24 protein-coding genes are annotated in these 24,986 nt (G+C 63.0%); 9 read left to right on the forward strand and 15 right to left on the reverse strand.

Annotated elements, in window-relative coordinates; translation table 11 throughout:
* Nucleotides 1-63: 63 nt before the first annotated feature.
* The 4 genes from LRQ04_RS15135 to LRQ04_RS15150 all read right to left on the reverse strand — a co-directional run bounded on the left by LRQ04_RS15135 (nt 64) and on the right by LRQ04_RS15150 (nt 5,092).
* Nucleotides 64-2,217, reverse strand: coding sequence for an ABC transporter ATP-binding protein (locus LRQ04_RS15135; RefSeq protein ID WP_235521110.1), 2,154 nt, complete (start codon nt 2,215-2,217; stop codon nt 64-66).
* On the reverse strand, nt 2,214-3,185 hold the full coding sequence (locus LRQ04_RS15140; protein ID WP_235521112.1) for an ABC transporter permease: 972 nt from the start codon (nt 3,183-3,185) through the stop codon (nt 2,214-2,216). Before LRQ04_RS15140 ends, LRQ04_RS15135 begins: the two co-directional genes overlap by 4 nt.
* Nucleotides 3,185-4,168, reverse strand: a complete 984-nt coding sequence (locus tag LRQ04_RS15145; protein WP_235521114.1) for an ABC transporter permease — start codon at nt 4,166-4,168, stop codon at nt 3,185-3,187. Before LRQ04_RS15145 ends, LRQ04_RS15140 begins: the two co-directional genes overlap by 1 nt.
* A gap of 318 nt (nt 4,169-4,486) precedes the next feature.
* Complete coding sequence (locus LRQ04_RS15150) at nt 4,487-5,092, reverse strand: TetR/AcrR family transcriptional regulator (RefSeq protein WP_235521115.1); 606 nt, start codon at nt 5,090-5,092, stop codon at nt 4,487-4,489.
* A gap of 96 nt (nt 5,093-5,188) precedes the next feature.
* On the opposite strand from LRQ04_RS15150, the gene LRQ04_RS15155 reads away from it, so the two are divergent.
* Both LRQ04_RS15155 and LRQ04_RS15160 read left to right on the forward strand, forming a co-directional pair.
* Complete coding sequence (locus LRQ04_RS15155) at nt 5,189-5,755, forward strand: NAD(P)H-dependent oxidoreductase (protein ID WP_235521117.1); 567 nt, start codon at nt 5,189-5,191, stop codon at nt 5,753-5,755.
* Between the two features lie 162 nt (nt 5,756-5,917).
* Entirely contained in the window at nt 5,918-6,766 is an 849-nt protein-coding gene (locus LRQ04_RS15160) for a GerMN domain-containing protein (RefSeq protein WP_235521120.1), read from the forward strand.
* Between the two features lie 101 nt (nt 6,767-6,867).
* Here the strand turns inward: LRQ04_RS15160 and LRQ04_RS15165 are convergent, their stop codons facing one another.
* From LRQ04_RS15165 to LRQ04_RS15175, 3 genes are all read right to left on the reverse strand, one after another.
* The gene (locus LRQ04_RS15165; RefSeq protein ID WP_235521122.1) at nt 6,868-7,332 is read right to left on the reverse strand and encodes a hypothetical protein; all 465 of its coding nucleotides are present in this window, start codon (nt 7,330-7,332) and stop codon (nt 6,868-6,870) included.
* A 55-nt stretch (nt 7,333-7,387) separates the two neighbouring features.
* The gene (locus tag LRQ04_RS15170) at nt 7,388-8,437 is read right to left on the reverse strand and encodes a hypothetical protein (protein WP_235521123.1); all 1,050 of its coding nucleotides are present in this window, start codon (nt 8,435-8,437) and stop codon (nt 7,388-7,390) included.
* Between the two features lie 95 nt (nt 8,438-8,532).
* Nucleotides 8,533-9,381 (reverse strand): isocitrate lyase/phosphoenolpyruvate mutase family protein, encoded by an 849-nt coding sequence (locus LRQ04_RS15175; RefSeq protein WP_235521125.1) that lies wholly within the window; start codon nt 9,379-9,381, stop codon nt 8,533-8,535.
* 109 nt (nt 9,382-9,490) lie between these two features.
* On the opposite strand from LRQ04_RS15175, the gene LRQ04_RS15180 reads away from it, so the two are divergent.
* The 3 genes from LRQ04_RS15180 (at nt 9,491) to LRQ04_RS15190 (ending at nt 11,706) form a co-directional block, all read left to right on the forward strand.
* Nucleotides 9,491-10,798, forward strand: coding sequence for a PLP-dependent aminotransferase family protein (locus LRQ04_RS15180; RefSeq protein WP_235521127.1), 1,308 nt, complete (start codon nt 9,491-9,493; stop codon nt 10,796-10,798).
* Nucleotides 10,795-11,223 (forward strand): universal stress protein, encoded by a 429-nt coding sequence (locus LRQ04_RS15185; RefSeq protein WP_235521129.1) that lies wholly within the window; start codon nt 10,795-10,797, stop codon nt 11,221-11,223. Before LRQ04_RS15180 ends, LRQ04_RS15185 begins: the two co-directional genes overlap by 4 nt.
* A 171-nt stretch (nt 11,224-11,394) precedes the next feature.
* Entirely contained in the window at nt 11,395-11,706 is a 312-nt protein-coding gene (locus LRQ04_RS15190) for a hypothetical protein (RefSeq protein ID WP_235521227.1), read from the forward strand.
* Here LRQ04_RS15190 and LRQ04_RS15195 read toward each other — a convergent pair.
* Entirely contained in the window at nt 11,703-13,172 is a 1,470-nt protein-coding gene (locus tag LRQ04_RS15195; protein WP_235521130.1) for an APC family permease, read from the reverse strand. The genes LRQ04_RS15190 and LRQ04_RS15195 overlap by 4 nt on opposite strands.
* 224 nt (nt 13,173-13,396) lie before the next feature.
* Between LRQ04_RS15195 and LRQ04_RS15200 the strand changes: the two genes are divergently transcribed.
* The gene (locus LRQ04_RS15200) at nt 13,397-14,497 is read left to right on the forward strand and encodes an amidohydrolase (RefSeq protein ID WP_235521131.1); all 1,101 of its coding nucleotides are present in this window, start codon (nt 13,397-13,399) and stop codon (nt 14,495-14,497) included.
* On the opposite strand, the gene LRQ04_RS15205 is transcribed toward LRQ04_RS15200, so the two are convergent.
* The 5 genes from LRQ04_RS15205 to LRQ04_RS15225 all read right to left on the reverse strand — a co-directional run bounded on the left by LRQ04_RS15205 (nt 14,494) and on the right by LRQ04_RS15225 (nt 20,281).
* A complete protein-coding gene (locus LRQ04_RS15205; RefSeq protein ID WP_235521228.1) occupies nt 14,494-15,090 on the reverse strand; it encodes a phosphatase PAP2 family protein in 597 nt (198 codons plus the stop codon). The genes LRQ04_RS15200 and LRQ04_RS15205 overlap by 4 nt on opposite strands.
* 79 nt (nt 15,091-15,169) lie before the next feature.
* On the reverse strand, nt 15,170-16,783 hold the full coding sequence (locus LRQ04_RS15210) for a dihydrolipoamide acetyltransferase family protein (RefSeq protein ID WP_235521132.1): 1,614 nt from the start codon (nt 16,781-16,783) through the stop codon (nt 15,170-15,172).
* 54 nt (nt 16,784-16,837) lie between these two features.
* Nucleotides 16,838-17,818 (reverse strand): alpha-ketoacid dehydrogenase subunit beta, encoded by a 981-nt coding sequence (locus tag LRQ04_RS15215; RefSeq protein WP_235521133.1) that lies wholly within the window; start codon nt 17,816-17,818, stop codon nt 16,838-16,840.
* Nucleotides 17,818-19,011, reverse strand: a complete 1,194-nt coding sequence (pdhA, locus tag LRQ04_RS15220; RefSeq protein ID WP_235521134.1) for a pyruvate dehydrogenase (acetyl-transferring) E1 component subunit alpha — start codon at nt 19,009-19,011, stop codon at nt 17,818-17,820. The genes LRQ04_RS15215 and pdhA overlap by 1 nt, the downstream gene beginning before the upstream one ends.
* 151 nt (nt 19,012-19,162) lie before the next feature.
* Entirely contained in the window at nt 19,163-20,281 is a 1,119-nt protein-coding gene (locus LRQ04_RS15225) for a histidinol-phosphate transaminase (RefSeq protein WP_235521135.1), read from the reverse strand.
* 72 nt (nt 20,282-20,353) lie between these two features.
* On the opposite strand from LRQ04_RS15225, the gene LRQ04_RS15230 reads away from it, so the two are divergent.
* A complete protein-coding gene (locus tag LRQ04_RS15230; RefSeq protein WP_235521137.1) occupies nt 20,354-20,782 on the forward strand; it encodes a phage holin family protein in 429 nt (142 codons plus the stop codon).
* Nucleotides 20,783-20,794: 12 nt separating this feature from the next.
* On the opposite strand, the gene LRQ04_RS15235 is transcribed toward LRQ04_RS15230, so the two are convergent.
* Both LRQ04_RS15235 and LRQ04_RS15240 read right to left on the reverse strand, forming a co-directional pair.
* Nucleotides 20,795-22,144, reverse strand: coding sequence for a hypothetical protein (locus LRQ04_RS15235; protein WP_235521139.1), 1,350 nt, complete (start codon nt 22,142-22,144; stop codon nt 20,795-20,797).
* Nucleotides 22,144-22,455, reverse strand: coding sequence for a hypothetical protein (locus tag LRQ04_RS15240; RefSeq protein ID WP_235521141.1), 312 nt, complete (start codon nt 22,453-22,455; stop codon nt 22,144-22,146). Before LRQ04_RS15240 ends, LRQ04_RS15235 begins: the two co-directional genes overlap by 1 nt.
* A 168-nt stretch (nt 22,456-22,623) precedes the next feature.
* Between LRQ04_RS15240 and purB the strand changes: the two genes are divergently transcribed.
* Together purB and LRQ04_RS15250 are read left to right on the forward strand one after the other, a co-directional pair.
* Nucleotides 22,624-24,030 (forward strand): adenylosuccinate lyase, encoded by a 1,407-nt coding sequence (gene purB / locus LRQ04_RS15245; protein WP_235521143.1) that lies wholly within the window; start codon nt 22,624-22,626, stop codon nt 24,028-24,030.
* A gap of 274 nt (nt 24,031-24,304) precedes the next feature.
* The gene (locus tag LRQ04_RS15250) at nt 24,305-24,967 is read left to right on the forward strand and encodes a histidine phosphatase family protein (RefSeq protein ID WP_235521145.1); all 663 of its coding nucleotides are present in this window, start codon (nt 24,305-24,307) and stop codon (nt 24,965-24,967) included.
* Nucleotides 24,968-24,986: the final 19 nt, after the last annotated feature.

A 24,986-nucleotide genomic window follows, 5' to 3' on the forward strand; every position in this document is an offset into this window, starting at 1 on the left:
TTTACGACTTGGAATATTTTTGCGAGTTGAGACCAGGGATATATGTCAATGCGTCATGTGTTGTCAGGCATGCACCACCAGCATGTCGGCATCTAATTCTCCGTCCGGGTAGAAGCATGCGAAGTCCTGTGCACCTTCAGAAGCCAGTGGCGGCTCCAGAGTAAGGCACTTCTCCTGCTTCCCTGCGGGAAGCGCGGCGAACACCGGGCAACGTGTAGCGAAGTTACATCCCTTGGGTGCGTCAAGCGGACTGGGCAGGTCGCCTTGCAGGATGATGCGCTCGCGGGTACGTTCCAGGTTCGGGTCCGGAACAGGGATAGCGGAGAGCAGGGCCCGGGTGTAGGGGTGGCGCGGGTTGTCGAAGACATCGTCCACGTCCCCGGTCTCCACGATCTTGCCCAGGTACATGACGGCCACGCGGTCCGAGATGTGCCGGACCACAGAAAGGTCGTGGGCCACCATGAGGTAGCTCAGGCCCAGTTCGGCACGGAGCTTGTCCAGCAGGTTGATCACGCCAGCCTGCACTGAAACGTCCAAAGCAGAGACCGGCTCGTCCAGGACCACCAGCTTGGGATTGACCGCGAGCGCCCTGGCAATGCCGATGCGCTGCCGTTGACCACCGGAGAACTGGTTGGGGAAGCGGTTCACGTGGTCCGGCTGCAGGCCAACCAGCTTCATGAGCTCCATGATGCGTTTCCTGATGGCGGCCTTGGGCATCCCCAGGTTTTCCAGGGGCTCGGCCAGGACTTCATACACCGTGAAGCGCGGATCCAGGGCACCCGTGGGGTCCTGGAACACCATCTGCATTTCCTTGCGCATCGCCATGGTGGTCTTGCGGTCTGTGGCCGCCTTGTTGCTCACGCCTCCAATGACCACCTCGCCCATCTGGTCCGGGTGGAACTCCATGATTTCAAGCAAAGTGGTGGTCTTACCGCAGCCGGACTCGCCCACGATCGAGACGCACTCGCCCTCGCGGATGTCGAAGCTCAGCCCGTCAACGGCCTTGACCGTGCCAATGCGCTTCTTGATGAGTGCACCCTTGAGCAGCGGGAAGTGCTTCTTCACGTCCTTGAGTTCCAGGACCTTTGCGCGCTCAAGGCGCGCTACGCCGTCGAACTTTGAAACGGGCTTGGGCGGTGCCTGGAAGATCTTGTGCGCATCGGCGTCGCCGGAAAGTTCATCGGCCTTGATGCAGGCTGCCTTGTGTCCAAGTGTCTGCCCCTGCACACCCGGTACCGCGAGCAGCTCCGGTTCGCCGTGCAGGCAGGCGTCGCTGACCATCGGGCAGCGGGCCGCGAAAGAGCATCCGATGACGGGCTGCGCCAGGTTGGGCGGCGTCCCTTCGATGGGCACCAGCGATTGCTTGTCCGAGGAGTCCACGCGTGGCACGGCTCCCAGCAGGCCCAGCGTGTAGGGCATTCGCGGGTTGTAGTAGATGTCCTCCACGGTGCCGGTTTCCACGGGCTTGCCCGCGTACATCACCATGATGTCGTCGGCCATGCCCGCTACGACGCCGAGGTCGTGCGTGATCATGACGACGGCGGCGCCGGTTTCCTCTTGCGCGGTGTGCAGGACTTCGAGCACCTGCGCCTGGATGGTGACGTCCAACGCCGTCGTGGGTTCATCGGCGATGAGGACGCGGGGGTCGTTGGCAATCGCGATGGCAATCATGACGCGCTGGCGCATGCCGCCGGAAAACTCGTGCGGGAACGCCTTTAGCCGGTCCTTCGGGCTGGGGATGCCCACCATCCGCAAGAGGTCGACGGCGCGGGCTTCTTTTGCCTGCTTGGTCATGGTGGGGTTGTGGACCGTGAGCGCCTCGATGATCTGGTGGCCCACCGTGTAGACGGGCGTCAGCGAGGACAGCGGGTCCTGGAAGACCATGGCGATGTCGCTGCCGCGGTGCTTGCACATGGCCTTATCGCTCAGGCCCAGCAGTTCCTTGCCCTTGTACCGGACGGAACCGGTGATGTCCGCGGTCTCGGGGAGGAGCCCCATGATGGCCATGGACGTGACGGACTTGCCGGAGCCGGACTCACCCACGATGCCCAGGGTTTTGCCGGGCATGAGGTCGAAGTCCACGCCGCGGACCGCGTGGACCACCCCGTTCTCCGAGTTGAAGCGGACGTTGAGGTCGCGGACGCTGAGGACGGCGTCACCCGGAGCGTACAGTCCGGCATCGCGGAGGCGTTCGGCGGGAGTGGTGTTGGTGCTCATTTGGTGATCTTCTTCGCAGTCTGGGGCTTGGTCCGCTTCGCCCGGCCGACGGAACTGGAGCTGGGATCGAAAGCGTCACGGAGTCCGTCGTTCATCATGGCCAGCGAGCCTGTCAGCAGGAACATGACGGTCAACGGAACCCAGAACATCCAGGGGAACGACGAGACCTGGCCCGTGGCCTGGCCGATCAGGACACCGAGGCTGACGTCAGGAAGCTTGATGCCGATACCGATGAACGAAAACGCCACTTCGGCCAGGATCGCACCCGTGATGCCGCGGGTGAAGTCGAGCACCAGCAGCGAGCCGATGTTCGGAACCAGGTGGCGCCACACGATGCGGCGGGAGGGGACGCCCATGTACTTGGCGGCCTTGACGTAGTCGCGTTGCATGAGCGACATGGACAGCGAGCGCACCAGGCGGGCTGTGCCCATCCAGCTGAAGAAGAGCAGGACGATGACCAGCAGGAGCCAGCTGGGGAGGTTCTTGAGTCCTCCGCTGCCACTGGTCGCCACGGCAACCACCAGGATGGCGGGCATCATGATGAGCGCTTCCAGGATGAACAGCATGGTGGCATCGACCTTGCCGCCGAAGAACGCCATGGTGCATCCGTACACGGCGGAGATCAGGACGGAAAGGCCGCCAACAATCAGGCCAATGAGGATGGAGGTCCTGGTGCCATCAACGATCAGCGCCATGAGGTCGATGCCGGCCTGCGTCGTGCCGAGCAGGTGGTCCGGGGACGGCGGCATCCCGATGTTGAACGGATCCAGGGTTTCCTTGTCCCACGGGGTCAGGAACCCGCCAAAAATGGAAAACAGGAACAGTGCCAGGAAGATGAACAAACCTGCGACGGCGGTCCGGTTCCGCATGAACCGGCGGAAGATGATGCGGGATTTCCCAATGACGACGTCCTGGTCGGCAACCCGGGACTCGTCGATTTCCGCGATGGGATCGATGATGTTCGTCATTACTGGACCCTCACTCGTGGATCAACCAGCGTTGTGGCGAAGTCGGCCAGGATAGCCCCGATCGCGAAGATCACCGAGCCGTAAGCCAACGTGGCTGTGGCTACGTTCACGTCCTGCAGACCGATCGACTGGATGCTCCATAAACCAATGCCGGGCCAGGCGAAGATGGCTTCGGCGAAGAAGCCTCCGGTGAAGATCGCCGGGATGGTGAACGCGATGCTCTGCGCCACGGGAATGAAGGAGACACGCAGGGCGTGGCGGGTGATGGCCTGGTTACGGGTGAGGCCTTTGGCGCGGGCGGTGCGGACGAAGTCGGCGTTGACGTTGTCCAGCAGGTATTGCCGCTGGGCGATCTGGTAGCCGGCCCAACCGAAGATGGTCATCGCGAAGGTGGGCACGGCGTAGTGGGCCACAAGGTCAACGAAAGCGGGCCAACCGGGGTCGATTCCCGGCGTCGAAATTCCCGTCACGAAGAAGATGCGCTGCCCAACGGTTTCGTTGATGCTGATGGCACCAAGCTGGACCAGGAAGTAGGCGATGGGCGCCGGAAGAATGTGGACCAGGTAGCTGTAGGACGTGATGACGCGGTCCTGGAACTTGTACTGGCGTGCTGCGGAGTAGACGCCAAGTGCGACGCCGATGATCAGCGTCAGGATGATCGAGGCAATGAAGAGCCGGGTGGAAACCAGCACGCGATCCGCGAATTCGGCGTTGACATATGCGCCGTTCGGGCTGCGTCCCCAGTCCCACTTGGTGACGATGCCGCCAAGCCATTCGACGTAGCGTTCCCACGCATTCTTGTCGGGGTCAAGGCCGAGGCCCCTGAAGGATGCTGCCACCTGTTCGGGGGTGGGCCGCGGAATCTTTTCCTGCTCAAGGACCGCCGGTTTGAGCGACGAGACGGCCAGGAAGTAGCCGGCGCTTGTGGTCAGGAAGATCATGATCAGGTAGATTCCCGACCGCTTCATCAGATATTTCAGCATGTCGGGTTGCTGCCCCGAATCGTGGCAAAACTCAAAGCTCGTCCTTCCGCGGTTCCCGGCTGTGGCCGGCGTCAGCTACGAATTGGCGTAGTGGTTTGTTGAGCCCCCACACCCCTTCAGTGATCACCAGCCATGTATGGCATGCGTCACATTCAAGAGGAAACTACCACAATAACTGCTTCACGTTTTGCTTCGGCGGGGCCAGTTTCCCGCCTGCTGCCAGATTGTTATGTACAGGCTGCGTCACGAATTGGACCGTTAGTGTTTCTTTGCGGCGCCGCGATGCCGGCTACAAGGCAGGGCGCTTAGGCGGGGCGCTTAGGCAGGTCGCATCAAGCGGGCCACGACATCGCGCCACGAATCGGTGAGCCGCTTGGGGGAAATGCCACGCACCCGTACGTCGTCGACAATCCGCTCAGGATCCAAGGCGTAGGTCAGGGACATGGCCATGACCCAGGGGTCGGCGATACCGGCTTCGCGCAGCAGGACCTCCATATGCCGATGCGAGAGCTTCGTCGCGGGGACGTCGAACCTGTTCCGGGTGGCAGCACCAGCCGCTTTCAGCAGTTCGCCGTTTTCGAGAACGAAGTAGATGCGGCCCTCACCGAATGCCGTCAGTCGCTCCGCTGGCGAGGCGCCAGGGCCCAAAGGGGGCGGCCCGAACATGAAGGCCCGCTGGAAGTCGGACTCCGCATCGCTCAGCAGGGTCATCATGAGGCCCGCACGACTGCCGAAGCGGCGGAAGACCGTCCCTTTGCCAACCTTCGCCTTGCACGCCAGGGCATCCATGGTTAATGCCTCAGCCCCGAACTCGTCCACCAACTCGCGTGCAGCACAGAGAAGCCGCTCACGGTTCCGCGCGGCATCGCTGCGCTCATGCGGCGAACCGAGAGGCAGGTCCGGCTGCAGGGGGACGAAGCTCACAAGAAACATTCTAGACCCGGGAATAGAAAGCGGACTGCGGTCCGTTTAGTATCGATGAAGGCACCAACGCTTACATCGCTTCCCAAAGGAGACACCATGTCCAAGAGCACCGTACTTACCCTCGTCGGCAGCCTCCGCGCCGATTCCCACAACAAGAAGCTCGCGGAGGCCATCCAGCTGAACGCACCGGAGAACGTGGACGTCCAGATCCACGACTCCCTGGGCAACATCCCCTTCTACAACGAAGACATCGACGTCGAAGGCCAGGTCCCGGCCGAGGCCGCCGCCCTGCGCGCAGCAGCAGCCGACGCCGACACCATCCTGCTGGTCACCCCCGAGCACAACGGCACCGTTCCCGCTTCCCTGAAGAACGCCATTGACTGGCTGTCCCGCCCGTTCGGCGCCGGTGCCCTCTCCGGCAAGCCGACCGCCGTCGTCGGAACCGCTTTTGGCCAGTACGGTGGCGTGTGGGCGCAGGACGAGGCCCGCAAGGCTGTCGGCATCGCCGGCGCCAAGGTCCTCGAGGACGTCAAGCTCGCCGTGCCGGGTTCCATGATCCGCTTCGCCGAACTCCACCCCAAGGACGACGCCGAGATCGTTGAGCAGATCAAGGGCATCTTCGAGCCCCTGACAGCTGCCCAAGACGAAGAAGCAGCCGCCTAGTCTTTCCGCTTTCAATGCCCCCGTGCCGCAGCTTGCGCCACGGGGGCATTTGCGTACCTGGCCACCCGCCCATGACCCGGCAGGCGTGATCAACTCTTGTCCGAACCGTCACCGTAACGGCATGTTGCGTTGTGGCCTGCGGCCCTAACGTTGGACGTACAGGTGGACGGACAGGAGCGCGGGGCTGTCATGCATGCCGGACGGGGACTCAAAGGTACGACGACGATCGCGGCTGCCTGCGTGGCGTTGGCCCTGTGGGTGGCTGGCTGCACGACGGGTCCCGGCACCCTCCCTCGGCAAAGCGCCGAGCCGCTGCCCACAGTTTCCGTGACGCCGCCTCCCCGGCCAGCCAGTCCTGTGGCCCCTGCCTCGCCGGGCCCGTCATTTTCGTCGGTGCCCGCCATGCCGTCAGTTGCCATCCCATCAGCCTCGCTAGCTCCGGCCCGCCCGGTCACCGCCACTCCCCCGTCACCCACTCCCGCCGTCAGCACTCCCGCGGCGGCCGCGACCGGACCGGGCTCCGCCGTCGCGCCTTCGACCGACCCAGCCACACCGCTGCCGGTCCCCCTCCCCTCGAACCGCGCCGCCCGGGTGCCGGACGACGTCGACGCTGCGGGTCCCGCGGTCTACTACGTTGCAATAAACGACGGCGGCGCCCGCGGCGTGCGGTTCGGCTGCAACGACAGCCTGGTTCCGGTGCGTGGAGCAACCACCCCCGGCGACCCGCTGTCCGTGACGCTGGGACGGCTGCTTGAAGGGGGCCTGCCTGTGGACGGTGACGCAACCTTGTACGACGCACTCGCTGGCTCATCGCTGCATTTCCTGTCCGGCTATATGAGCGGCTCAACCGTCGTAGTGAACCTCAGCGGATCGCTGCGTCCCGGAGGTGTCTGCGACGTACCCCGCATCCAGGCGCAGCTGACACACACCGCCGTCGCGGCCAGCGGGGCTTCGCGGGCTGAGATCTATGTGAACGGCAGGACACTCACGGAGGCGCTGAGCGTGCGCTAGCCAGAATCTGCGCTGAGCCGTTCCTGGACCGCTATCACGTCGCTGCCCGGCGACGGATTCGCGGGCTGGCGACGGATTCGCGGGCCGACTAGGTGGGCCCGCTAAGCAGTGGCGATTGCCAACACCCGGCGGAGTGCCCATGCCACCCGCAGAAGGGCCAGGACCGAGGCAAACGCCAGGACGAACACCACCGCTTCCGGAATCCACAGCCCGGTGGGCCCATCACCCTCAAGGACGACGGTGACCAGCGCACCAACCACCAACAGGCCCAGTCCGGGAATGGCAAAAAGGAACACTTCGCCAATCTGGCGACGATGAAGGGGTGAGAGCCTCTCGAGGGGCAGCTCCCGTTGCCCCGGGGCGGACTTCTTGCCGAGTACGTTGATCAGCATGGAAACACTGGTGAGCGTCAGGCCCGCCGTCGCACCCGCCAAGGTGGCCAGGGTTTGGAACAGCGCCCGGCGCGCACCGGCGTCGACATCTTCCAGCATCAGCGGGTGAGCCGCGATCAGGGCTACGCCCAACCACAGTGACACCGCCACGGCCGCCCAGAGATAGTCCGCCATGGGATGCAAGAGAAACCATCGCCAAGCGGTTCGTCGAGGGCCGGATGACTCCACCTCAACCCCGAACAAGCTCATGGCCGGCACCGCCCGCCTCTTCCTCGACGTCCGGGCTTTCGACGTCCGGGCTTTCGGCGTCGGCGAGGGCAGCGCGCATCGCGGACATGCCCCCACTGACAAGGTCAGGCACGATGCCCGCATCTGGCGGCCCTTTGAGGTCAGGCAACGTCCTCGCGAAGAAGGGCTCGTTGTCCCGTGCCTGCTTGTTGAGGATGGCAATGGCTTCCGCCACCGATTTTTGGGGATCGTTGAAGACATCCCGGTCCACCTCGACATGCGAGATGAACCTTTCCTTCAAGAGGTCCACCACTTCCCGGTCTCCTGTCAGCGAATCCTTGCCCTCAGCCACCACATAATCGAAGTGCTCCACTGATCCAGCCCTGCGGAAGAGGTCGATCAGTTGCTGAATGCGGTCGCGTATCCTCTGCTTGTCCTCGGCCTTGCCTGACCTGCCAACGCTCAGGGAAATCCGGAACGTGCCCTCATTCATGAGGCGCGAGGCACTGTCCAGCACGTCAGCCCATTCACCTTCCATGAGCCTTCCGGACAACCGCTCAGCGGGAAGCGCGAACTCGAACCGGCTCACCTCCAGCCGGGCAAGGATTTCCTCGATATCCTCCCTGACCACCGGAACAAGGCCGGGTTCCAGCCCCAGCATGCCCTCCAGGTACTCGGCCATTCGGGACGCCCTTGGACCGTTGCCACTGGTCAGGACCGCGACGACATTCCGTTTGAGGAATGCGAAATATGTGGTCTCCAAAAGGTGGTCGCCAGGTGCCAGGGGAAGCGGTTTGCGGCGCCCCAGGAAGTCACCCACGCTTGGCAGGTTGGTGTCGCGGACCCGGTCCAGGAGCATGACGGGATGGGGTGCCATCGACGCCGTCTGGGCAAGCAACACCGTGCCATCCACGCTGGTGAAGTGCCTGTCCGTCCCGGCATCCTGGGCATTCTTCAAGACCTCGGCAACCCGCCGGGCGGGAAACGGCCGGTTGAGCTCGTCACCATTAAGTTGCTCGATCCGCCAGAACTGCACGCTGCGTCGCGCCATGGACCCTCCCCTCGTCCTCTACGGAACCAAAGCTACCGGCGAGGACCGACATTAAAGCCAGGGGCCGCCGTCGTGCCCCAACTGCCATACCGGAATTACAGGCTGTACTTGGGGCCCTCCGCGAACAACGCGTCCATTTGCTCGTGGCTGCGCGTCCCTGCCAGGCCGGCCCAGTTTCCGTCGCCCAGAATTTCCGTGGCGACCCTGGCCACCTTGGCGTACGCAGCCTTGGCGGTGTTACCGCCAATACTGACGCGGCGGACGCCGGCGTCGTGCAATTCCAAAGGCGACGGCGCCCCAACCCCTGCCAGCGCGTTGAGTGGCGCCGGAATCCGGCTGGACAGCTGGTGGAGGACGTGCAGATCCACGACGCCGGGGACGAAAATTCCGTCCGCCCCGGCGGTCAGGTAGGTCTCGGCGCGGCGCAGGGTTTCCTCGTAGGCGGCCTCGTTGAAACGCCCCGAAAGGTAAGTGTCAGTGCGGGCATTGATGAACAAAGGGATGGCGCGGTCGTCCGCCGTTGCGCGGATCAAGGCGATGCGGCGGGACTGCTCGTTGATATCGGTCAGGGGCTCGTCACCGGAGTCTTCGATATTGATGCCCACGGCACCGGCATCCAAAACAGCGTGGACCGTTGCCCGGAGCTCGTCATCGGTACGTCCATAGCCTGTCTCTATATCCGCCGTCACGGGCAGCGTGGTGGCTGCAACCACGCGGCCGAGGGCTGCCATCGCCAGCCCCCACGGCACGTGGTCGCCGTCCCGATATCCCAAACTCCAGGAGACTGCCGAGCTTGAGGTAGCAATGGCCGCGGCACCGGCTTCCTGGACCACGCGGGCGGAAGCCGCGTCCCACACATTCACCAACACCAAGGGCGCACGGCCTGCGTCGTGGAGCTTGTGGAAGTGTTCGGCCTTAGTCACGGATGCCCGATGTGCTGTCATAACTACATTCCAGCCCCTCGCGTCCGCGGCGTAAAGCGCGACCGTCAAAATGGATGGTAAGCGAAACAAATGTTGCCTAATTAGCAACCTCGAGGAGTATCCTTTCACTGTGACCCACGAAACATTGGATGCCGGCGCAACACTGCCCGCTGAAGCCATCGACGCCATTGAGCGGGCCGCCACGGCCGCCCACCCGCACGAGGAACTGTTCTCCGCGCGGGCCGCCAACATTAAGCAGTCCGCAGTCCGCGATGTCTTCGACATATCGATGAGGCCCGGGCTTGTGTCCCTAGCAGGCGGCAACCCGTACCTGCAGTCGCTGCCCTTGGAGCAGCTTGGACAGACCGCAGCCCGCATCATCGCAGAAGAAGGCATGACCGCCCTGCAGTACGGTGGCGGCCAGGGTACCGAGGAACTGCGCGCGCAAATCTGCGAGATCATGGCAGCTGAAGGCATCACTGATGCACTACCCGAGAATGTGGTAATCACCGCGGGCTCCCAGTCCGCACAGGACGTCGCCACCAAGGTCTTCTGCAACCCCTGCGATGTCGTCCTGGTTGAGAACCCCACCTACGTTGGCGCGCTGAACACGTTCGAGGCGTACCAGGTGCAGGTGGAACCGATCGAAATGGACGACGACGGCCTGGTGCCGGAGCTTCTGGAGGCCAGGATCGCGGCGCTCCAGGCAGAGGGCAAGAACATCAAGTTCCTCTACACGATCCCCAACTTCAACAATCCCTCCGGGATCACGCTGGCGGAAGCACGCAGGCAGCGCATCGTCGATATATGCCGCAGTTCGAATATTATCGTTCTTGAGGACAACCCCTATGGACTGCTGCGGTTCGACGGCCATCCGATTGCGCCGATGCGTGCATCCAACCCCGACGACGTCATCTATTTGGGCTCATTCTCCAAGATCTTCGCCCCGGGCCTGCGTATCGGTTGGGCGCTGGTACCCGCGCACCTCCAACGCCGCTTCTACCTTGCCTCCGAGGCTGTAACACTCTGCCCACCGCCGTTGAACCAGATGCTCGTCTCGGCCTACCTCCGGGACTACGACTGGAAAGGCCAAATCGACACGTACCGGTCGTTGTACGCAGAACGCTGCGAGGCCCTGCTGTCGGCGCTGGACACCTACATGCCGTCCGGACTCTCATGGACGCGGCCCGACGGCGGGTTCTTCGTTTGGGTCACCCTGCCCGAAGGCGTGGACACCTACCCACTGCTGGGCAAAGCGATCGACGCCGGCGTTGTCTTCATCCCCGGCGCAGCCTTCTCACCCGCCGACGGACCCTCCAACAAGCTTCGGCTCGCCTTTAGTGCCGTGCCCCCGGATACGATAGCCGAAGGCGTCCGCCGCCTGGCCCCCGTCCTGGCGGAAGCCATCGAAGCCACCACTGAAGGAGCAGCACAATGACCGGAGTTGTGATTGTAGGAGTAGACGGCAGCGAAACGGCAATGAGGGCGGCCCAGGCAGCCCAGCAATTGGCCATCGGCTTGGGGGCGAGCCTGCGCGTCGTGAGCGCCTTCGACAGCAACCGGACAGAAGTTGTGGAGATCGGCACCGACAGGTGGATCGTTTCCGACGCCGCCGAAGCTGAGGCTGTAGCCCGCGACGTAGCAGAGCGGCTCAAGGACGAACGCCTTGAAGTGACCTATTCAGCCGCGCGCGGCAAGCCGGGCGAGGCACTCGTCAAGGAAGCCGAGATGCAGGACGCCCGGCTGATCGTCGTCGGAAACCGTCGCATGCAGGGCTTGGGCCGGGTGCTGGGCAGCGTCGCCAACACTGTCGCCCACACGGCGCCCTGCGATGTCTACATCGCCAAGACTGACCAGCCGTAAGCGAGCTGGATCACGCCGCCGGGTGGGGAGCCTCACCCGGCGTTTGGCGTCTTTTCGGCCTGGCTGCTGACTGAACCGTTATAAAATCGAGATGCCCCCAATGGCGCGTGCCACCTTCACTTCTCGATTTTCAGGGGATTTTTCTTGCTTACCTTGCAGCCGCGCCAACGCGTGGGACATGACATCCTGCTTGCCCGCCACGGCAACAACATCAGCACAATGCGCTTCGACCGCGCCAACGACCGCATCATCGCGATGCTGGACGACGGCTCCTGGGACAGCGCGCCCAACATGATCTCCCCGAGCCTGGAAATGCCGGAGACCATTCGCAGCGTTTTCCGCAAGGACTGGCGCTTCCTGTCTGTGGCATGCGTGGCTATGCTCACCGTCGCCGCCGTCGCCATGGGCATCAGCGTGGAAATGGCGAACCACATGTCCACTACGGAACTCCAGGCCCTGCTGGTCAACTACCCGGCCTTCTAGCGGATTCCCGCGCCCTCGGCCGACTGCGACGGCGTGCTGCCGCCTGTTTCGTCGCTGCCGGGAGTCGCGTCGCCGCCGGGGGCGGCGTGGCTCGTGACGGCGTGACTGGTGACGGCGTCGTCGAAGTCCAGCGCCAGCTGATTCCCGGCCTTGCTGCGGCGAAGCACCAGCACAACCACTCCCACGGCAAGCCAGGCCGCGCCCAGCAGATATGTGAACCAGGCAAGCGATGTCCACAGCCAGGCAATGGAGGCGAACCCCAGCAGCGGCAGCACCAAATTCCGCAGGATCCCCACGCCTCCCCGCTTCCGCAGGTCAAAGAACAGCACCTTGATGGTTGCCAGGTTCACCACTGCGAAAGCAATCAGCGCCCCGAAGTTGATCATGAAGACGGCCTGCTCCAACGTGATGAAGAGGGCAACCAGCGAGACGGCCGAAACCGCCAAAGCAGCAACATACGGAGTGCGGAAACGCGGCTGGAGCCGGGCAAGGACGGAGGGCAGGATCCCGTCCCTTCCCATGGCATAGATGACCCTGCTGACGCTCATCTGGGCCGCAGTTCCACACAGGACCAGGCCGCCGAGATTCACCACCACGAACACCACCATCAGCACATCTCCGCCGGCAGCCTGCATGAGTTCCGTCCCCGCGGCATCCAGGTTCTGAATCGTCCGCCACTCCGGTGCGATAAGGCTGCCGGCCACGGAAAACAGGGTGTAGCCCAGGCCAGCGAAGAGCGTGGAGAGGATGATGCCCCGAGGAATATCCCTTTTGGGGTTCCGGGCTTCTTCAGACAAAGTGGACACGCCATCGAAGCCGAGGAAGGCAAAAGCCACAATTGCGGCTGCCGCCATAACCGGCGCTATCCCGCCGTCGCCAAGGCTAAGGGGACGAACCACGTTTTCCAGCGATAACTTCGGCGCGTTCAGGATCGCCAGGACAACGAAGACCAGGATCACCGCAACGGAAGCGGACACCACCACGAAGTTCATCCTCTTGATCCAGCCGACTCCGATCACGCTAAAGACGCCCACCGCCAGAAGGCAGAGCAGGACGGCGAGCTGAGGGGGGATGCCGGGCAAAAGGCTGTTGAGGTAGAGGCCGAAGAGCAGGAAATTCACCATGGGCAGGAACAGGTAGTCAAGCATCATCGCCCAACCCACCAAGAACCCCACGGGGTGGCCAAACGCCCGCGAAGCGTACGCGTACGCCCCTCCGGTGACGGGGACGTGACGGGCCATCTGGCCGTAACTATGGGCAGTGAACAACATGGCAACCAACGCCGCGAGGTACGCTGCGGGCAAGTGCCCGTCGCTGATCTCGGTTCCGGCCCCGTAAACCGCCACGACCGACAGTATCCCCATGGACGTCAGGCCAAAGGCCACCAACGATGGCAGCCCCAGGACACGCTTGAGCGTCGGTCCCCCGGAGGACCCTCCCGCTGCAGGCTTAGGTTTGGTGTTCATAGCGCTCTCCTCGATGCGATCCGCGTCACATAAATGAATGTCGTTCATTAGAGTAGGCGCCCAGCCTCGACTTGTACAGGTTTTGGTATGCCAAAGCTTGCGGGGCCGAGCGAAAATGGGAGCGACCACGGCTATCCTGCCCGGAACTGTGCGGGTGTTGACTGCCAACGTGTTTATTTGGGAGCTTTCGGTATACCATCATGAATTCAAACGACAGGAGTCCCATGAACACACTTTCTCTTCAATCGGAGTCGCCTGCCCGTTCCACCGGCGGTCCCCTCCTGACTACGCCGGGGTTTGTCGACGCACACATTCACCCCGACAAAACGACCTGGGGATCGGGCTGGTTATCCCGTCAACCGGCGAACGATCTGGCGACCCTGATCCGCAATGATCTGCAAGCACAGCTTGCTGCCGCGGCCAGCGTGGAGGAACGCGCCTTCGCCTTGATGAAGCAAGCCGTCCTCAACGGGACAATGGCGATGCGGGCCCACGTTGACGTCGGTCCGCAGATTGGCCTGAAGAACATCCATGGCGTCAGGGCTGCAGCGGAGCGGCTATCGTCAGTCCTGGATGTACAGATCGTCGCGTTCCCTCAGTTCGGTTTGCTGAGCAATCCCGGCACAGTGGAACTCATGGAGGCTTCGCTGGGAGAAGGAGCCGACGTAGTAGGCGGAATCGACCCGGAATCACTCGACGGCGACGTCCACGGTCATCTGGATGCTGTCTTCGGCCTGGCGGGAAGGCACAGCAGGGACGTGGACATCCACCTGCACGACACAGGAGCTGCAGGTTTGGCCCAGCTGCGGCTCATTGCACAGCGGACCATGGCGGAGGGCATGCAGGGTCGAGTCACGGTGGGGCACGCCTTTGCCCTCAGCGACAGCAACCAGCCGGAGCTCGGGGCCACCTTGGATGTGATGGCTGAGGCAGGGATGTGGATGGCGACGTGCGCCCTGGGGGCCGACCCCGTGCCTGTCCTTGATGTCCTGGAGCACCATGGCGTCAGGGTTGCGCTCGGGTCGGACGGAGTACGGGATGCGTGGTCACCGTTTGGCACGGGCAGCATGGTGGACCGGATGCATCTGTTGGGTTACCGGACAGGGGCTCTAACGGACTCCGACTTGGAGCGGTGCTTCCGGATTGCCACCACGTCCGGGGCGGAGCTGTTGAATGCGCCTGCCATCAAGGAATTTACCGGAACCGCATCTGCGGACCGACTCGAGTTCGCTGCAGAGTCCATTCCCGAATTGGTTGTTGACCGGCCTTCTCCGCTGGCCGTCATCAGGAACGGCAAGGCGGTGACCCGGGAGTCGGTCGACTAAAGCATCAACCCACGCAACAGCCACCACAGGCCCGCAATAACAACGGCACCAAACAGAGAACCCACAACGACCTGCGCCAACGTGTGCGCACGCAACACCAAACGGGACCAACCCACTGCCGGTACCAGCAGGAGAAGCGGCAGCCACGCTGGTCCGAACATCAGGACGGCGATAACCACCGCGGCCGACAAGGCTGAGGCGTGCCCGCTCATCTTCCAAAAGGCGCTGACCACCGCCAAAACTGCGATGCCGCCGATCAGTGAAATGATCATCACGGAAACACTGGCCGGACCGTTCAGGAGCTGGAGCACTACCAGGCCCGCAACGACCGATACCAAGGCCATCAGCAGCAGGGCAGGTCGTTGACGCCGGTCGCTGACGTGGTGGTCGGTGATCCGGCCCAGCTTGACCATCACCAGAACATAGGCCAGCGGCACGACACACACGAAGAAAGCCCCGAGCAGGCCAAACCATATGGTCCCGGGGAAGCCGGGCTCCACCGCTGGACTGATCAGCAAAAGTACCAGGACAACGACCGGGGGTTGGAAGACCTCCGTCAGCACCCGTGCCACGGTCCGCCACGGTCCCGCCACCAGCTGGGGATGAACGTGGTCGGGCTCGCCGCCAGTGGTCGTGGCCGTGTGGGTAGCCGTTTCAGGCACACTGTTCCGTTCAGTCAAGCAGCAGCGCCGGTTCTTCCAGGATGGCGGCGACATCTGCCATGAAACGAGCCGACAGATCGCCGTCCACCACCCGGTGGTCGAAGGAACCGCCAAGCGTCGTGATCCAGCGCGGAATCACTTCGCCGTCCAGGACCCATGGCTTCTGCTTGATGGTTCCGAACGCGATGATTGCCACTTCGCCCGGGTTGATGATCGGAGTGCCGGTATCAATGCCTAGGGCGCCGATGTTGGTGACCGTCAGGCTTCCGCCCTGCATCTCCGCCGGTTGCGTCTTTCCCGCACGCGCCTTGGTGGCCAACTCGTTCAGCGCCAGCGCCAGCTCCTTGAGGGAGAGGTCCTGTGCATCCTTGATGTTGGGAACCATGAGCCCGCGCGGCGTCGCAGCAGCGATGCCGAGGTTCATGAAGTGTTTGACATGGATCTCAGCACCGCCCTTGCCGTCAGCGTTCTCCACCCACGTGGCATTCACGCTGGGATTGCGCGCCGCGGCCCAGATGACAGCCTTGGCCAGGATGAGCAGCGGAGACACTTTGATGCCTTCAAAGTCGCGCGAAACCTTGAGCCTCTTGACGAACTCCATGGTTCGGCTGGCATCCACATCCACGAAAATGCTCACGTGGGGTGCCGAGAACGCTGAATCCACCATGGCTTTGGCGGTGGCCTTGCGCACGCCCTTGACGGCCACACGTTCTATGCGCTGGTCCTGCGGTTTCTTCGATGTGCCCCAGAAGGAATCGGCCTGATCGTGCTCGGCATCGCGTTGCGCCTGGTAGCTCACCAGGTCCTCGCGGGTTACTTCTCCGCGTTGTCCGGTTGCGACGACGTCGGCGAGGTCAATGCCCAGGTCACGGGCGAACTTACGGACAGGCGGCTTCGCCAGAACCCTGCTGACCAAGCCGCTGATGGTTCCGCCGATGGCCGCACCCCGTGAGGCGGCGGGCTGGGAAACGGCCGGTTGGGAGGCAGGCGTCTGCGGCGCCGAAGCTGCCGGCACCTGGGTGACAGGTTCGACGACGGCGCGTACCGGCGTCGTGCGGTGGGCGACCGGTGCTTCGGCTGCTTTGGCGGCCAGCAGCGCCTGGTTGTCCTGGACGGTGCCTTCCGCGTTCTCGGCAACCGTTATGGCCGGAACCACGGACCCTGCCGGGCGTTTGCGCGCACGACGTTTGACGGCGTCGGCCTTGGGCCCGGACCCTACCAACGGACCGCCCGCGAGCCCTGAGTCAGAACTGTCGTCCGCAACAAGCTTTCCGTACGTGGGCGTGAAAACTTCCTCGGCGGCCGGGGCCTGCGCAGCCGCTACCGCATCGGTCGGCTGCCCCTGGGGCGCAGCTCCGTCAGGGGTGGCGTCATCCGTTGCACCGCCTTCCGAGACAGCGATGATCGCAGTCCCGACCTCCACCGTGATGCCTTCCTCCACCAGCAACTCAGTGACGGTACCGGCGAAGGGCGAAGGGAGTTCCACCAAAGACTTGGCGGTTTCGATCTCGCACAGGACATCGTTGATCGCAACGGTGTCGCCGGGCTTGACCTTCCAAGCCACGACCTCGGCCTCGGTCAGGCCTTCACCGACGTCCGGCAGGTTGAATTTCTTTACAGTCACAGTGGTCCTCGATTTCCGGTTACCCAGCGGCGAGCCGGGCTGGATCAGGGCGGTTTAGTAAGCCAGGGAGCGGTCGAGCGCTTCGAGGATCTTGTCGATGTCCGGCAAGTAATCCTCTTCCACCTTGGCAACGGGATACGGCATGTGGAATCCGCCGACCCGGATCACCGGCGCTTCGAGGTGCAGGAAGGCCCGTTCGCCGATCCGCGCAGCGATCTCCCCGCCGATGCCTCCGAAGGTGGGCGCTTCGTGGGCAACAATCAGGCGCCCGGTCTTCTTGACCGAAGCTTCCACAGTGTCAAAGTCCAGGGGCGAAATGGAACGCAGATCGATAACTTCCACGCTTCGACCGTCCTCCAAGGCAGCGTTGGCAGCTGCGAGGGCAACGGGAACCAACGGTCCGTAGGCCACGATCGTGGCGTCGGTTCCCTCGCGAACCACGTGCGCTTTGAAGGGATCCTCGGACAGGCCGGCGTTCTCCACGTCCACCTCGCCCTTGAGCCAGTAGCGGCGCTTGGGTTCGAAGAAGATCACCGGGTCCTGGCATTCGATGGCTTTTTGGATCATCCAGTAAGCGTCGTGGGCGTTGGAAGGCGAAATGATCCGCAGACCGGCGGTGTGGGCGAACAGTGCCTCCGGAGACTCGGAGTGGTGTTCAATCGAGCCGATGCCGCCGCCGTACGGAATGCGGATAACGACGGGAACGGTGAGCTTGCCCAAGCTGCGGGAATGGATCTTGGCCAGCTGGGTGGTGATCTGGTTGAAGGCCGGATAAACGAACCCGTCAAACTGGATCTCGCAGACCGGGGAGTAGCCGCGGAGCGCCAAGCCGATGGCGGTGCCGACGATGCCGGACTCGGCCAGGGGGGTATCCAGGACACGATCATCGCCGAATTCCTTGATGAGACCGTCGGTCACTCGGTAGACGCCGCCCAAGTGCCCGATGTCCTCGCCCATCAGAAGCGATTTCGGATTCTTCGTCAGCGACGCACGGAGGCCCTCGTTGATGGCCTTCGCAATGGTCATGGTAGCCATCAGTTAGCTGTCTCCTCATCGCTTTCGAAGCCTGCCGAGTATTCCTCGAACCAGGCAAGTTCTTCCGCAATCAGCGGGTGCTGCTCCGCATAGACGTTGGCAAAGGCTTCACGGATGTCCGGTACTTCCAGGCCGTGGGTGGTGCTGCGGACGTACTTGGCCAGCTCGTCGCCGTCGGCGTCCACTTGGTCAAAGAATGCTTCGTCCGCGAGGCCCTCGGCACGCAGGTACTTCTCCAGGCGCTCCAGCGGATCCTTCTCGCGCCAGGCCGCTTCTTCCGCGGATTCCCGGTACTTGGTGGGGTCGTCGGCGGTGGTGTGCGCTCCCACCCGGTAGGTGTAGGCCTCGATCAGCACGGGGCCGCGTCCTTCGCGGGCGTGCTCGAGCGCCCATTCGGTGACGGCATGGACTGCGATGACGTCGTTGCCGTCCACACGGATGCCAGGGAAGCCGTATCCCTTGGCGCGGTTGGCCAGGGGCACCTTGGTCTGGACCTCAGTGGGCACGGAGATGGCCCAGTGGTTGTTCTGACAGAAGAAGACCACGGGAGCGTTGTAGGACGCAGCAAAGACCATGGACTCGTGGACATCGCCCTCGGAACTGGCACCGTCTCCAAAGTAGGCAATCACGGCAGCCTTGGAATCGGTGGAGTCCTGCGTAGCTGCAAGCTTCTGGTCCCGCTGGATACCCATGGCGTACCCCACTGCATGGAGGGTTTGCGCGGCCAAGACCAGGGTATAGAGGTGGAAGTTGTTCTCTCGCGGATCCCAGCCACCGTTCGAAACACCCCGGAATTGCTTAAGCAGTTCGGCAAGATCCACGTTTCGGACCAGCGCAACGCCGTGCTCGCGGTAGGTCGGGAAGATGTAATCCTGCGACTGGCTTGCGTGGCCGGACCCAATCTGCGCGGCTTCCTGCCCCGTCAGTGGAACCCACAGGGCAAGTTCGCCCTGGCGCTGAAGTGCGGTGGCTTCCTGGTCGAAACGCCGGATTCTGGCCATGTCCGTGTAGAAAACGCGAAGTTTCTCCGGATCAATTCGCTTGGCGTAGTCGGAGAAAACCGGATCAGTGCCGAGCTTTCCGTCGGGCCCGAGCAACTGAACCATTTCGACTGGTTCGCCTGGCGCGGCCGCTGCCGCGGTGGTTGCCGCGAGAGTTTCTTCCGTCCCGGGGGGCAGTTGTGTCGAGCCCATTCCGTCTCCTTGCTTGCCGTTGGCGGGGCGCCAGGCAATGTCTGTCGCTGGGATATATGCCCGTTCCGGAATGCATTCCGGAACGGGCATACTTGTGGCTTTCGTCCCTTACTTTATCCGCAGTAAGTAACGGAGGCGCATTTGTTAACCGCTAGGAACCGCGCGGCGCCTTTGTATAACTCGCACAGAGATTCAGGAATCGGGTATTGGCCTCAACCTCGCCAATGCTTACCCGGACTCCTTCATTGGCGAAGGCTCGGACCGACAGTGCCTGTTCCGCCGCCAACGCCGCAAAATCAGCACTATTTTCGCCGAGATTCAACCAAACGAAGTTGCCTTGGGCTTCAGGGACGAACCAGCCCAATTCCTTCAGCCCGGCAGAAACGCGGTCGCGCTCCTCCACAAGGCTTTGTACCCTTTCCACAACCTGGTCGAAATGCTCGATCGACGTCACGGCTGCGCGTTCCGCGATTTGCGAAACAGCGAAGGGAGTCGCGGTAACCCTGAGGTGCTGGGTCAGCGACGGACCTGAAACGCTGTATCCCACACGCAATCCAGCTAAACCGTGCGCTTTGGAGAAGGTCCTCAGCACTACGACGTTCGGGTATTTCCGGTACAGCTTGATTCCGTCCACCGCATCACCGTTGCGGACGAACTCCTGGTAGGCCTCGTCGATCACCACCACCACGTTTGAGGGAACGGATTGGATGAAGCGCTCCGTTTCCGCTGCGGTGAGGATCGGCCCAGTGGGGTTGTTCGGAGTGCAAAGCAGGATGACTTTTGTGCGCACTGTAACCGCCGAAGCCATGGTGTCGAGATCGTGCCGACCATCTGCCAGCAACGGTATCTGGACACTGGCGGCGCCGGCGAGACCTACGCAAATGGGGTAGGCCTCAAAGGAACGCCACGCGTAGATGACTTCATCCGGCTTCCCGTCGTCGTTTTGTCCGGCAAAGGTGGCGAGGATCTGGTTCAGCGCGCCAAGGCTGCCCGCACCCGTAACAACATCGTCAGCGGGGACGTCAAGGAATCCGGCCAGGGCGTTACGGAGCTTTGTGGCCAGCGGATCAGGGTAGCGGTTGATATCGGACTGGTCGGCGATGGCCTGCAACACTGCAGGAATCGGCGGCAGCGGGTTTTCGTTGGACGACAATTTGTAGCTGGTGAGGCCCTCAATCGGGGCTGGTGGTTTACCTGCCGCGTATTTAGGGAGCCTGTCTACGACCGGACGAGGGATTACGCCCTCCGGTGCGTTGTCAGTAGTAGTCATGGCCTCAAGCCTACTTGCCCAACCGCGGGAGATGCCGAGCCCTTTAACAGGTCCGTGTGAAAGCATGGGGCCATGGGTTCATTCATTATTCGCGTCCTGATCAACGGGCTCGCCCTCTGGGTAGCCACGTGGTTGTTGGATGGCATGGACATCACCACCAACGCCACCGAGAAGGCTGCCACGAACGCGGGACTGACCCAAGGGGCAGACACAGCAGGCATCGTCCTGGCGTATTTGTTCATCGGACTGATTTTCGGGGTGGTGAACGCCTTTGTCCGGCCCCTGGTGAGGCTGCTGTCCCTCCCGGTGACCATCCTGACACTTGGCCTGTTCACCATCGTCATCAATGCCGCGATGCTGTACCTGACGGCTTGGCTTAGCAGCTTTACCCCAGTACACCTCACCCTTGACTCCTTCTTCTGGAGCGCCATTCTGGCCTCAATCATCATCAGCATCATTTCCATGGTGGCCGGACTCATCCCTGGAGCCCGGAAACGCTAAATACAGGCCGGATTACTGTGCTCCGGCCGCCGTTTTCGCCTCCCTGAGCGTTGGTGGCGCGTCCGGGTTTATGTCCGATGACGGTAACGGCAGGGGCGCCCTTGTCAGTTTGTAACGGGTGACCTTCGCTGCCCCGCCGGCCCCTACGACGCCAGCGAATACCGCGGTGGACGCCATCAGGGATGCGTCATGGCTTGCACCCACCAAATCCGCACCTTCCGCGTAGTACTCCTGGTTGTGCCCTGGCCCGAGTCCTAGCCCTTCCCCCTCGGGCGTCCTGACCTCGTTGTTGAGCGTTACAGTGACCCTGTCCTTCGTGTCCGGATTCATCCGGCCGTCAGTGCCGGGAACCCAGTCCTGGGCATGTTCCAAATGCAGAGAACTGATTCCAGGTTCAGTTGTGATCCCCCCAACGGGTGCTCCGGCCGTCAGCACGTACTTGAGGTCGAATTCACTGAGGAACGCCTTGTTCTGGCCGAGGTTCATGGCATGGATCCCTCCTTGGCTATGCCCCACGGCGACGACCTGGTCTCCAGTCCCGGCACCAGCTTCGTGGAGTGCTTGGCTTACGGCCGGGATGATCGCTTCAGAGTCGTAACCCAGCCCTTCCCCGATTCCCTGCATATCGAAAGGGTTGGTGGCCGCGGAATCGGGTTGGGTGCCGGGAATCAGGACCATCCATGTTGTCTGGCCATTGTTCCCAAGGCGGATGATCTCGATCTCGCCGTCTCCCCGGGCATGGAGCTGCTCCAGCCGGCGGAGGCTCGCCCCCATGGTCGGCTCCACGTTCTCCACAGTTTCGGTGGTTCTTTCCACGCTCACAGGCCTCGGGCGCATGTCAGGACCGAACGGCGACTCAAGGACATTCCGCACAGCCCCACGCGTTCCAAGCCAAAACGGCACAATGGCTGATGCGAGATCGCTCGTCATTTCCCGGCCCGGGGGCCAGGGCGGGCTGGACAAACGCATCTCCTCAATGCTGAGGATCCGCGGAAGCGCGGCCTTGGCTTCCGCCTCGACATAGTCCCGGTGGCTCGCCCGCACATCGGAACTGACGTCCACCAGTTCCTGGCGCACTCGCCCCACGTCCTTTCGGCTATCGGCCACCGCATTGATGGCCTCGCAGCCGGAACCATAGGAGTCGTAGAGGAAGGGCTCCAAATCATCCTGGACACGACGCGTCTCCTCCTCGATCCGAAGAAGTTGTTGTACCAAATCATCAAGCTGGCTGGCGCCCCTCAGCAGTTCCTCCAGTTGGAACGACACCCCACCTACACCGCCCCTGATGGCGAGGGGTCCGTCGGGAGCAGGCGGCACGGGCCTCGGAGCTTCATCGGCACCCACCGGAGCTGCGTCGGACATCAAGGACCCCTCTCGCCCGAGACGGACACGTTCTGCGAGTGCCGGAGAACCAGGGCCGCCGCGGAATCCAACGACTCCCGGGCGCGCATGAGCGCAGACGCGTGCACCGCAATAGTGGTCCGGTAGGCGCGTCCGGCCGGGGACAGCCAGTGGTCCAGCTGCGCGCGTCGCAGTGTTGCCAGGACAGCATCTGCTTGGTCAACGCAAGCCTTGATTCGCCATGCGAGCCTCTGGACTTCATGGCTACGGGACACGCATTCCAGGGAATCGAAAACCGGCGGGTTGGCTGCAGGCATCAAGCCGACGCTCATGTCCTTGTTCTCCCTTGATTGGTTGGGCTGATCGGTTGGTACGACGCTACGGAGCGGCACCACCTGGCGGAAGCGCCGCCGTCGTGTATGTGGATAACCCGAAGGGCTGTCCACATAGCCCCGTCACCAACTCCCGGCCTCCGTGCCGGGCATGAAAGAATAGGCATCATGGCTGAATCCCCTCGCGTGTCCCTCGCTTCCGAACCCCTCGCCCTTGGCCCCCTTGACGGCCGCTACCGTGCCGCCGTCGCGCCCCTCGTCGACTACCTGTCCGAGGCGGCCCTGAACCGCGATCGCGTTCACGTCGAAGTCGAGTGGCTGATCCACCTGACCAGCCAGTCGGTATTGCCGGGCGCCGGTCCCCTGTCGGACGAGCAGAACGCCAAGCTGCGCGCCATCGTTAGCGAATTCGACGCCGCCTCGGTCAACGAGCTTGCCGAAATCGAGGCCGTCACTGTCCACGACGTCAAGGCTGTCGAGTACTACATCGCCCGCCGCCTGCCCGCCATCGGCATTGAGCACCTGACGGCCATGGTGCACTTCGGCTGCACGTCCGAGGACGTCAACAATCTCTCCTACGCCGTCGGCATCAAGGGTGCAGTGGAGAACGTGTGGCTGCCCAATGCCACGGCGCTCGTCCAGCAGATCGAAGCCATGGCGGAAGCGAACCGCTCTGTTCCCATGCTGTCGCGCACCCACGGCCAGCCAGCTACGCCCACCACGCTCGGCAAGGAACTGGCCGTCATTGCGCACCGCCTGAACCGCCAGCTGGCACGTATCTCCAAGACCGAATACCTGGGCAAGATCAACGGCGCTACCGGCACCTACGCCGCCCACGTCGCCTCCGTCCCGGGTGCGGACTGGGAAGGCGTCGCCAAGTCGTTCGTGGAAGGCCTCGGGCTCACCTGGAACCCGCTGACCACCCAGATCGAAAGCCACGACTGGCAGGCTGAGCTCTACGCAGACATGGCACGGTTCAACCGCATCCTGCACAACGTCTGCACGGATATCTGGAGCTACATCTCCATCGGCTACTTCCGCCAGATCCCAGTTGCGGGCGCCACAGGTTCCTCGACCATGCCGCACAAGGTCAACCCGATCCGCTTCGAGAACGCCGAAGCCAACCTTGAGATCTCCAACGGCCTTTTGGACACCCTGGCAGCAACGCTGGTTACTTCCCGCTGGCAGCGCGACCTCACGGATTCCTCCTCCCAGCGCAACATCGGGGTGGCCTTCGGGCACTCGCTGCTTGCGATCTCCAACGTGGCCAAGGGCCTCAAGGCACTCGACGTGGCCGAGGAAGTCCTCGCAGGCGACCTCGACACCAACTGGGAAGTGCTCGGCGAAGCCATCCAGATGGTCATGCGCGCAGAGGCCATTGCCGGTGTTGAAGGCATGGAAAACCCGTATGAACGCCTCAAGGACCTCACCCGCGGCCAGCGCGTGGACGGTGCCCGCATGCAGGAATTCGTGCAAGGCCTGGGCCTCTCAGCCGACGCCGAAGCACGCCTGCTGGCACTGACCCCGGGTAAGTACACCGGCATCGCCGACAAACTCGTGGACCACCTGCAGTAAGTGGATCACTTGCGGTAAAGCGGAACGCACGACGACGGCGGGCCGGGGCTGGGTGCCTCGTCCCGCCGTCGGCGTTTAACGCGTCGTGGGCGTATCAGTGGGCAGGCGGAAGAGCGCTCCTTCCCAGTTGTTTTCCTCAGCATCCCGTCCAAGGGTTCGAGACACGGCGTGTCGGGCTTTGGCCGGGCTCATGCAGCTGATTGGCTTGAAGCAACCGGGCAGGAGCGCAGCCAGTCCACACCCGAACAGCTAGACGTAGAGGAGCGGAGCGGCCATGAAGCTCCTGTTGATCAGGCACGGACAGACCCCCGGAAATGTTGCTGGCCAGTTGGACACGGCTTTTCCTGGACCTGGCCTGACCGAACTTGGGGAGCGACAGGCGGCTGCGTTGCCGGCGGCGTTGGCGGGCGAAGGCATTGAGGCCCTTTACACCTCCACCCTGCTGCGGACCCAGCGGACCGCGGCACCCTTGGCGAAGGCTACAGGCTTGGAACCGGAGATCCTGGAGGGCGTCCACGAAATCGAAGCCGGCGCCCTCGAGAAGAAGACCGACCACGAATCGCACATGCGCTACATGGGCACAGTCTTTGCCTGGACGGACGGTGACCTAGACGTGCGCATGCCGGGAGCTTTCAACGGCCATGACTTCTTCGCCCGCTTCGATGCTTCGGTGGACAAAGTTGCCGCCGCAGGGCATTCGACAGCTGTGATCGTCAGCCACGGTGCCGCGATCCGCTGCTGGGCGGGACGGCGGGCAACTGACATCGACACGATGTTCGCCGAAACCCACCAGCTCCCAAACACCGGAATAGTCGCGCTGGAAGGCGACCCGGAGAACGGCTGGAAAGTCCTTCACTGGGACCAGATGCCGGTGGGCGGTATGGCCCTCTCGGACCAAACCGCCGAGGACCCCACGGGCGAAGCTCTTCAACCCTGATCTGACACTGCGAGGCCTG

The sequence above is a fragment of the Paenarthrobacter sp. AR 02 genome (genome assembly GCF_021538675.1).
In the GTDB taxonomy this organism is placed as follows: Bacteria; Actinomycetota; Actinomycetes; order Actinomycetales; family Micrococcaceae; genus Arthrobacter.

Excerpts from the sequence above, each read along its gene's own strand:
- LRQ04_RS15135 (WP_235521110.1), bottom strand. The coding sequence starts at position 2,217 with ATGAGCACCAACACCACTCCCGCCGAACGCCTCCGCGATGCCGGACTG.
- LRQ04_RS15140 (WP_235521112.1), bottom strand. The coding sequence starts at position 3,185 with ATGACGAACATCATCGATCCCATCGCGGAAATCGACGAGTCCCGGGTT.
- LRQ04_RS15145 (WP_235521114.1), bottom strand. The coding sequence starts at position 4,168 with ATGCTGAAATATCTGATGAAGCGGTCGGGAATCTACCTGATCATGATC.
- LRQ04_RS15155 (WP_235521117.1), top strand. The coding sequence starts at position 5,189 with ATGTCCAAGAGCACCGTACTTACCCTCGTCGGCAGCCTCCGCGCCGAT.
- LRQ04_RS15165 (WP_235521122.1), bottom strand. The coding sequence starts at position 7,332 with ATGGCGGACTATCTCTGGGCGGCCGTGGCGGTGTCACTGTGGTTGGGC.
- LRQ04_RS15170 (WP_235521123.1), bottom strand. The coding sequence starts at position 8,437 with ATGGCGCGACGCAGCGTGCAGTTCTGGCGGATCGAGCAACTTAATGGT.
- LRQ04_RS15175 (WP_235521125.1), bottom strand. The coding sequence starts at position 9,381 with ATGACAGCACATCGGGCATCCGTGACTAAGGCCGAACACTTCCACAAG.
- LRQ04_RS15185 (WP_235521129.1), top strand. The coding sequence starts at position 10,795 with ATGACCGGAGTTGTGATTGTAGGAGTAGACGGCAGCGAAACGGCAATG.
- LRQ04_RS15195 (WP_235521130.1), bottom strand. The coding sequence starts at position 13,172 with ATGAACACCAAACCTAAGCCTGCAGCGGGAGGGTCCTCCGGGGGACCG.
- LRQ04_RS15200 (WP_235521131.1), top strand. The coding sequence starts at position 13,397 with ATGAACACACTTTCTCTTCAATCGGAGTCGCCTGCCCGTTCCACCGGC.
- LRQ04_RS15215 (WP_235521133.1), bottom strand. The coding sequence starts at position 17,818 with ATGGCTACCATGACCATTGCGAAGGCCATCAACGAGGGCCTCCGTGCG.
- pdhA (WP_235521134.1), bottom strand. The coding sequence starts at position 19,011 with ATGGGCTCGACACAACTGCCCCCCGGGACGGAAGAAACTCTCGCGGCA.
- LRQ04_RS15225 (WP_235521135.1), bottom strand. The coding sequence starts at position 20,281 with ATGACTACTACTGACAACGCACCGGAGGGCGTAATCCCTCGTCCGGTC.
- LRQ04_RS15230 (WP_235521137.1), top strand. The coding sequence starts at position 20,354 with ATGGGTTCATTCATTATTCGCGTCCTGATCAACGGGCTCGCCCTCTGG.
- LRQ04_RS15235 (WP_235521139.1), bottom strand. The coding sequence starts at position 22,144 with ATGTCCGACGCAGCTCCGGTGGGTGCCGATGAAGCTCCGAGGCCCGTG.
- LRQ04_RS15240 (WP_235521141.1), bottom strand. The coding sequence starts at position 22,455 with ATGAGCGTCGGCTTGATGCCTGCAGCCAACCCGCCGGTTTTCGATTCC.
- purB (WP_235521143.1), top strand. The coding sequence starts at position 22,624 with ATGGCTGAATCCCCTCGCGTGTCCCTCGCTTCCGAACCCCTCGCCCTT.
- LRQ04_RS15250 (WP_235521145.1), top strand. The coding sequence starts at position 24,305 with ATGAAGCTCCTGTTGATCAGGCACGGACAGACCCCCGGAAATGTTGCT.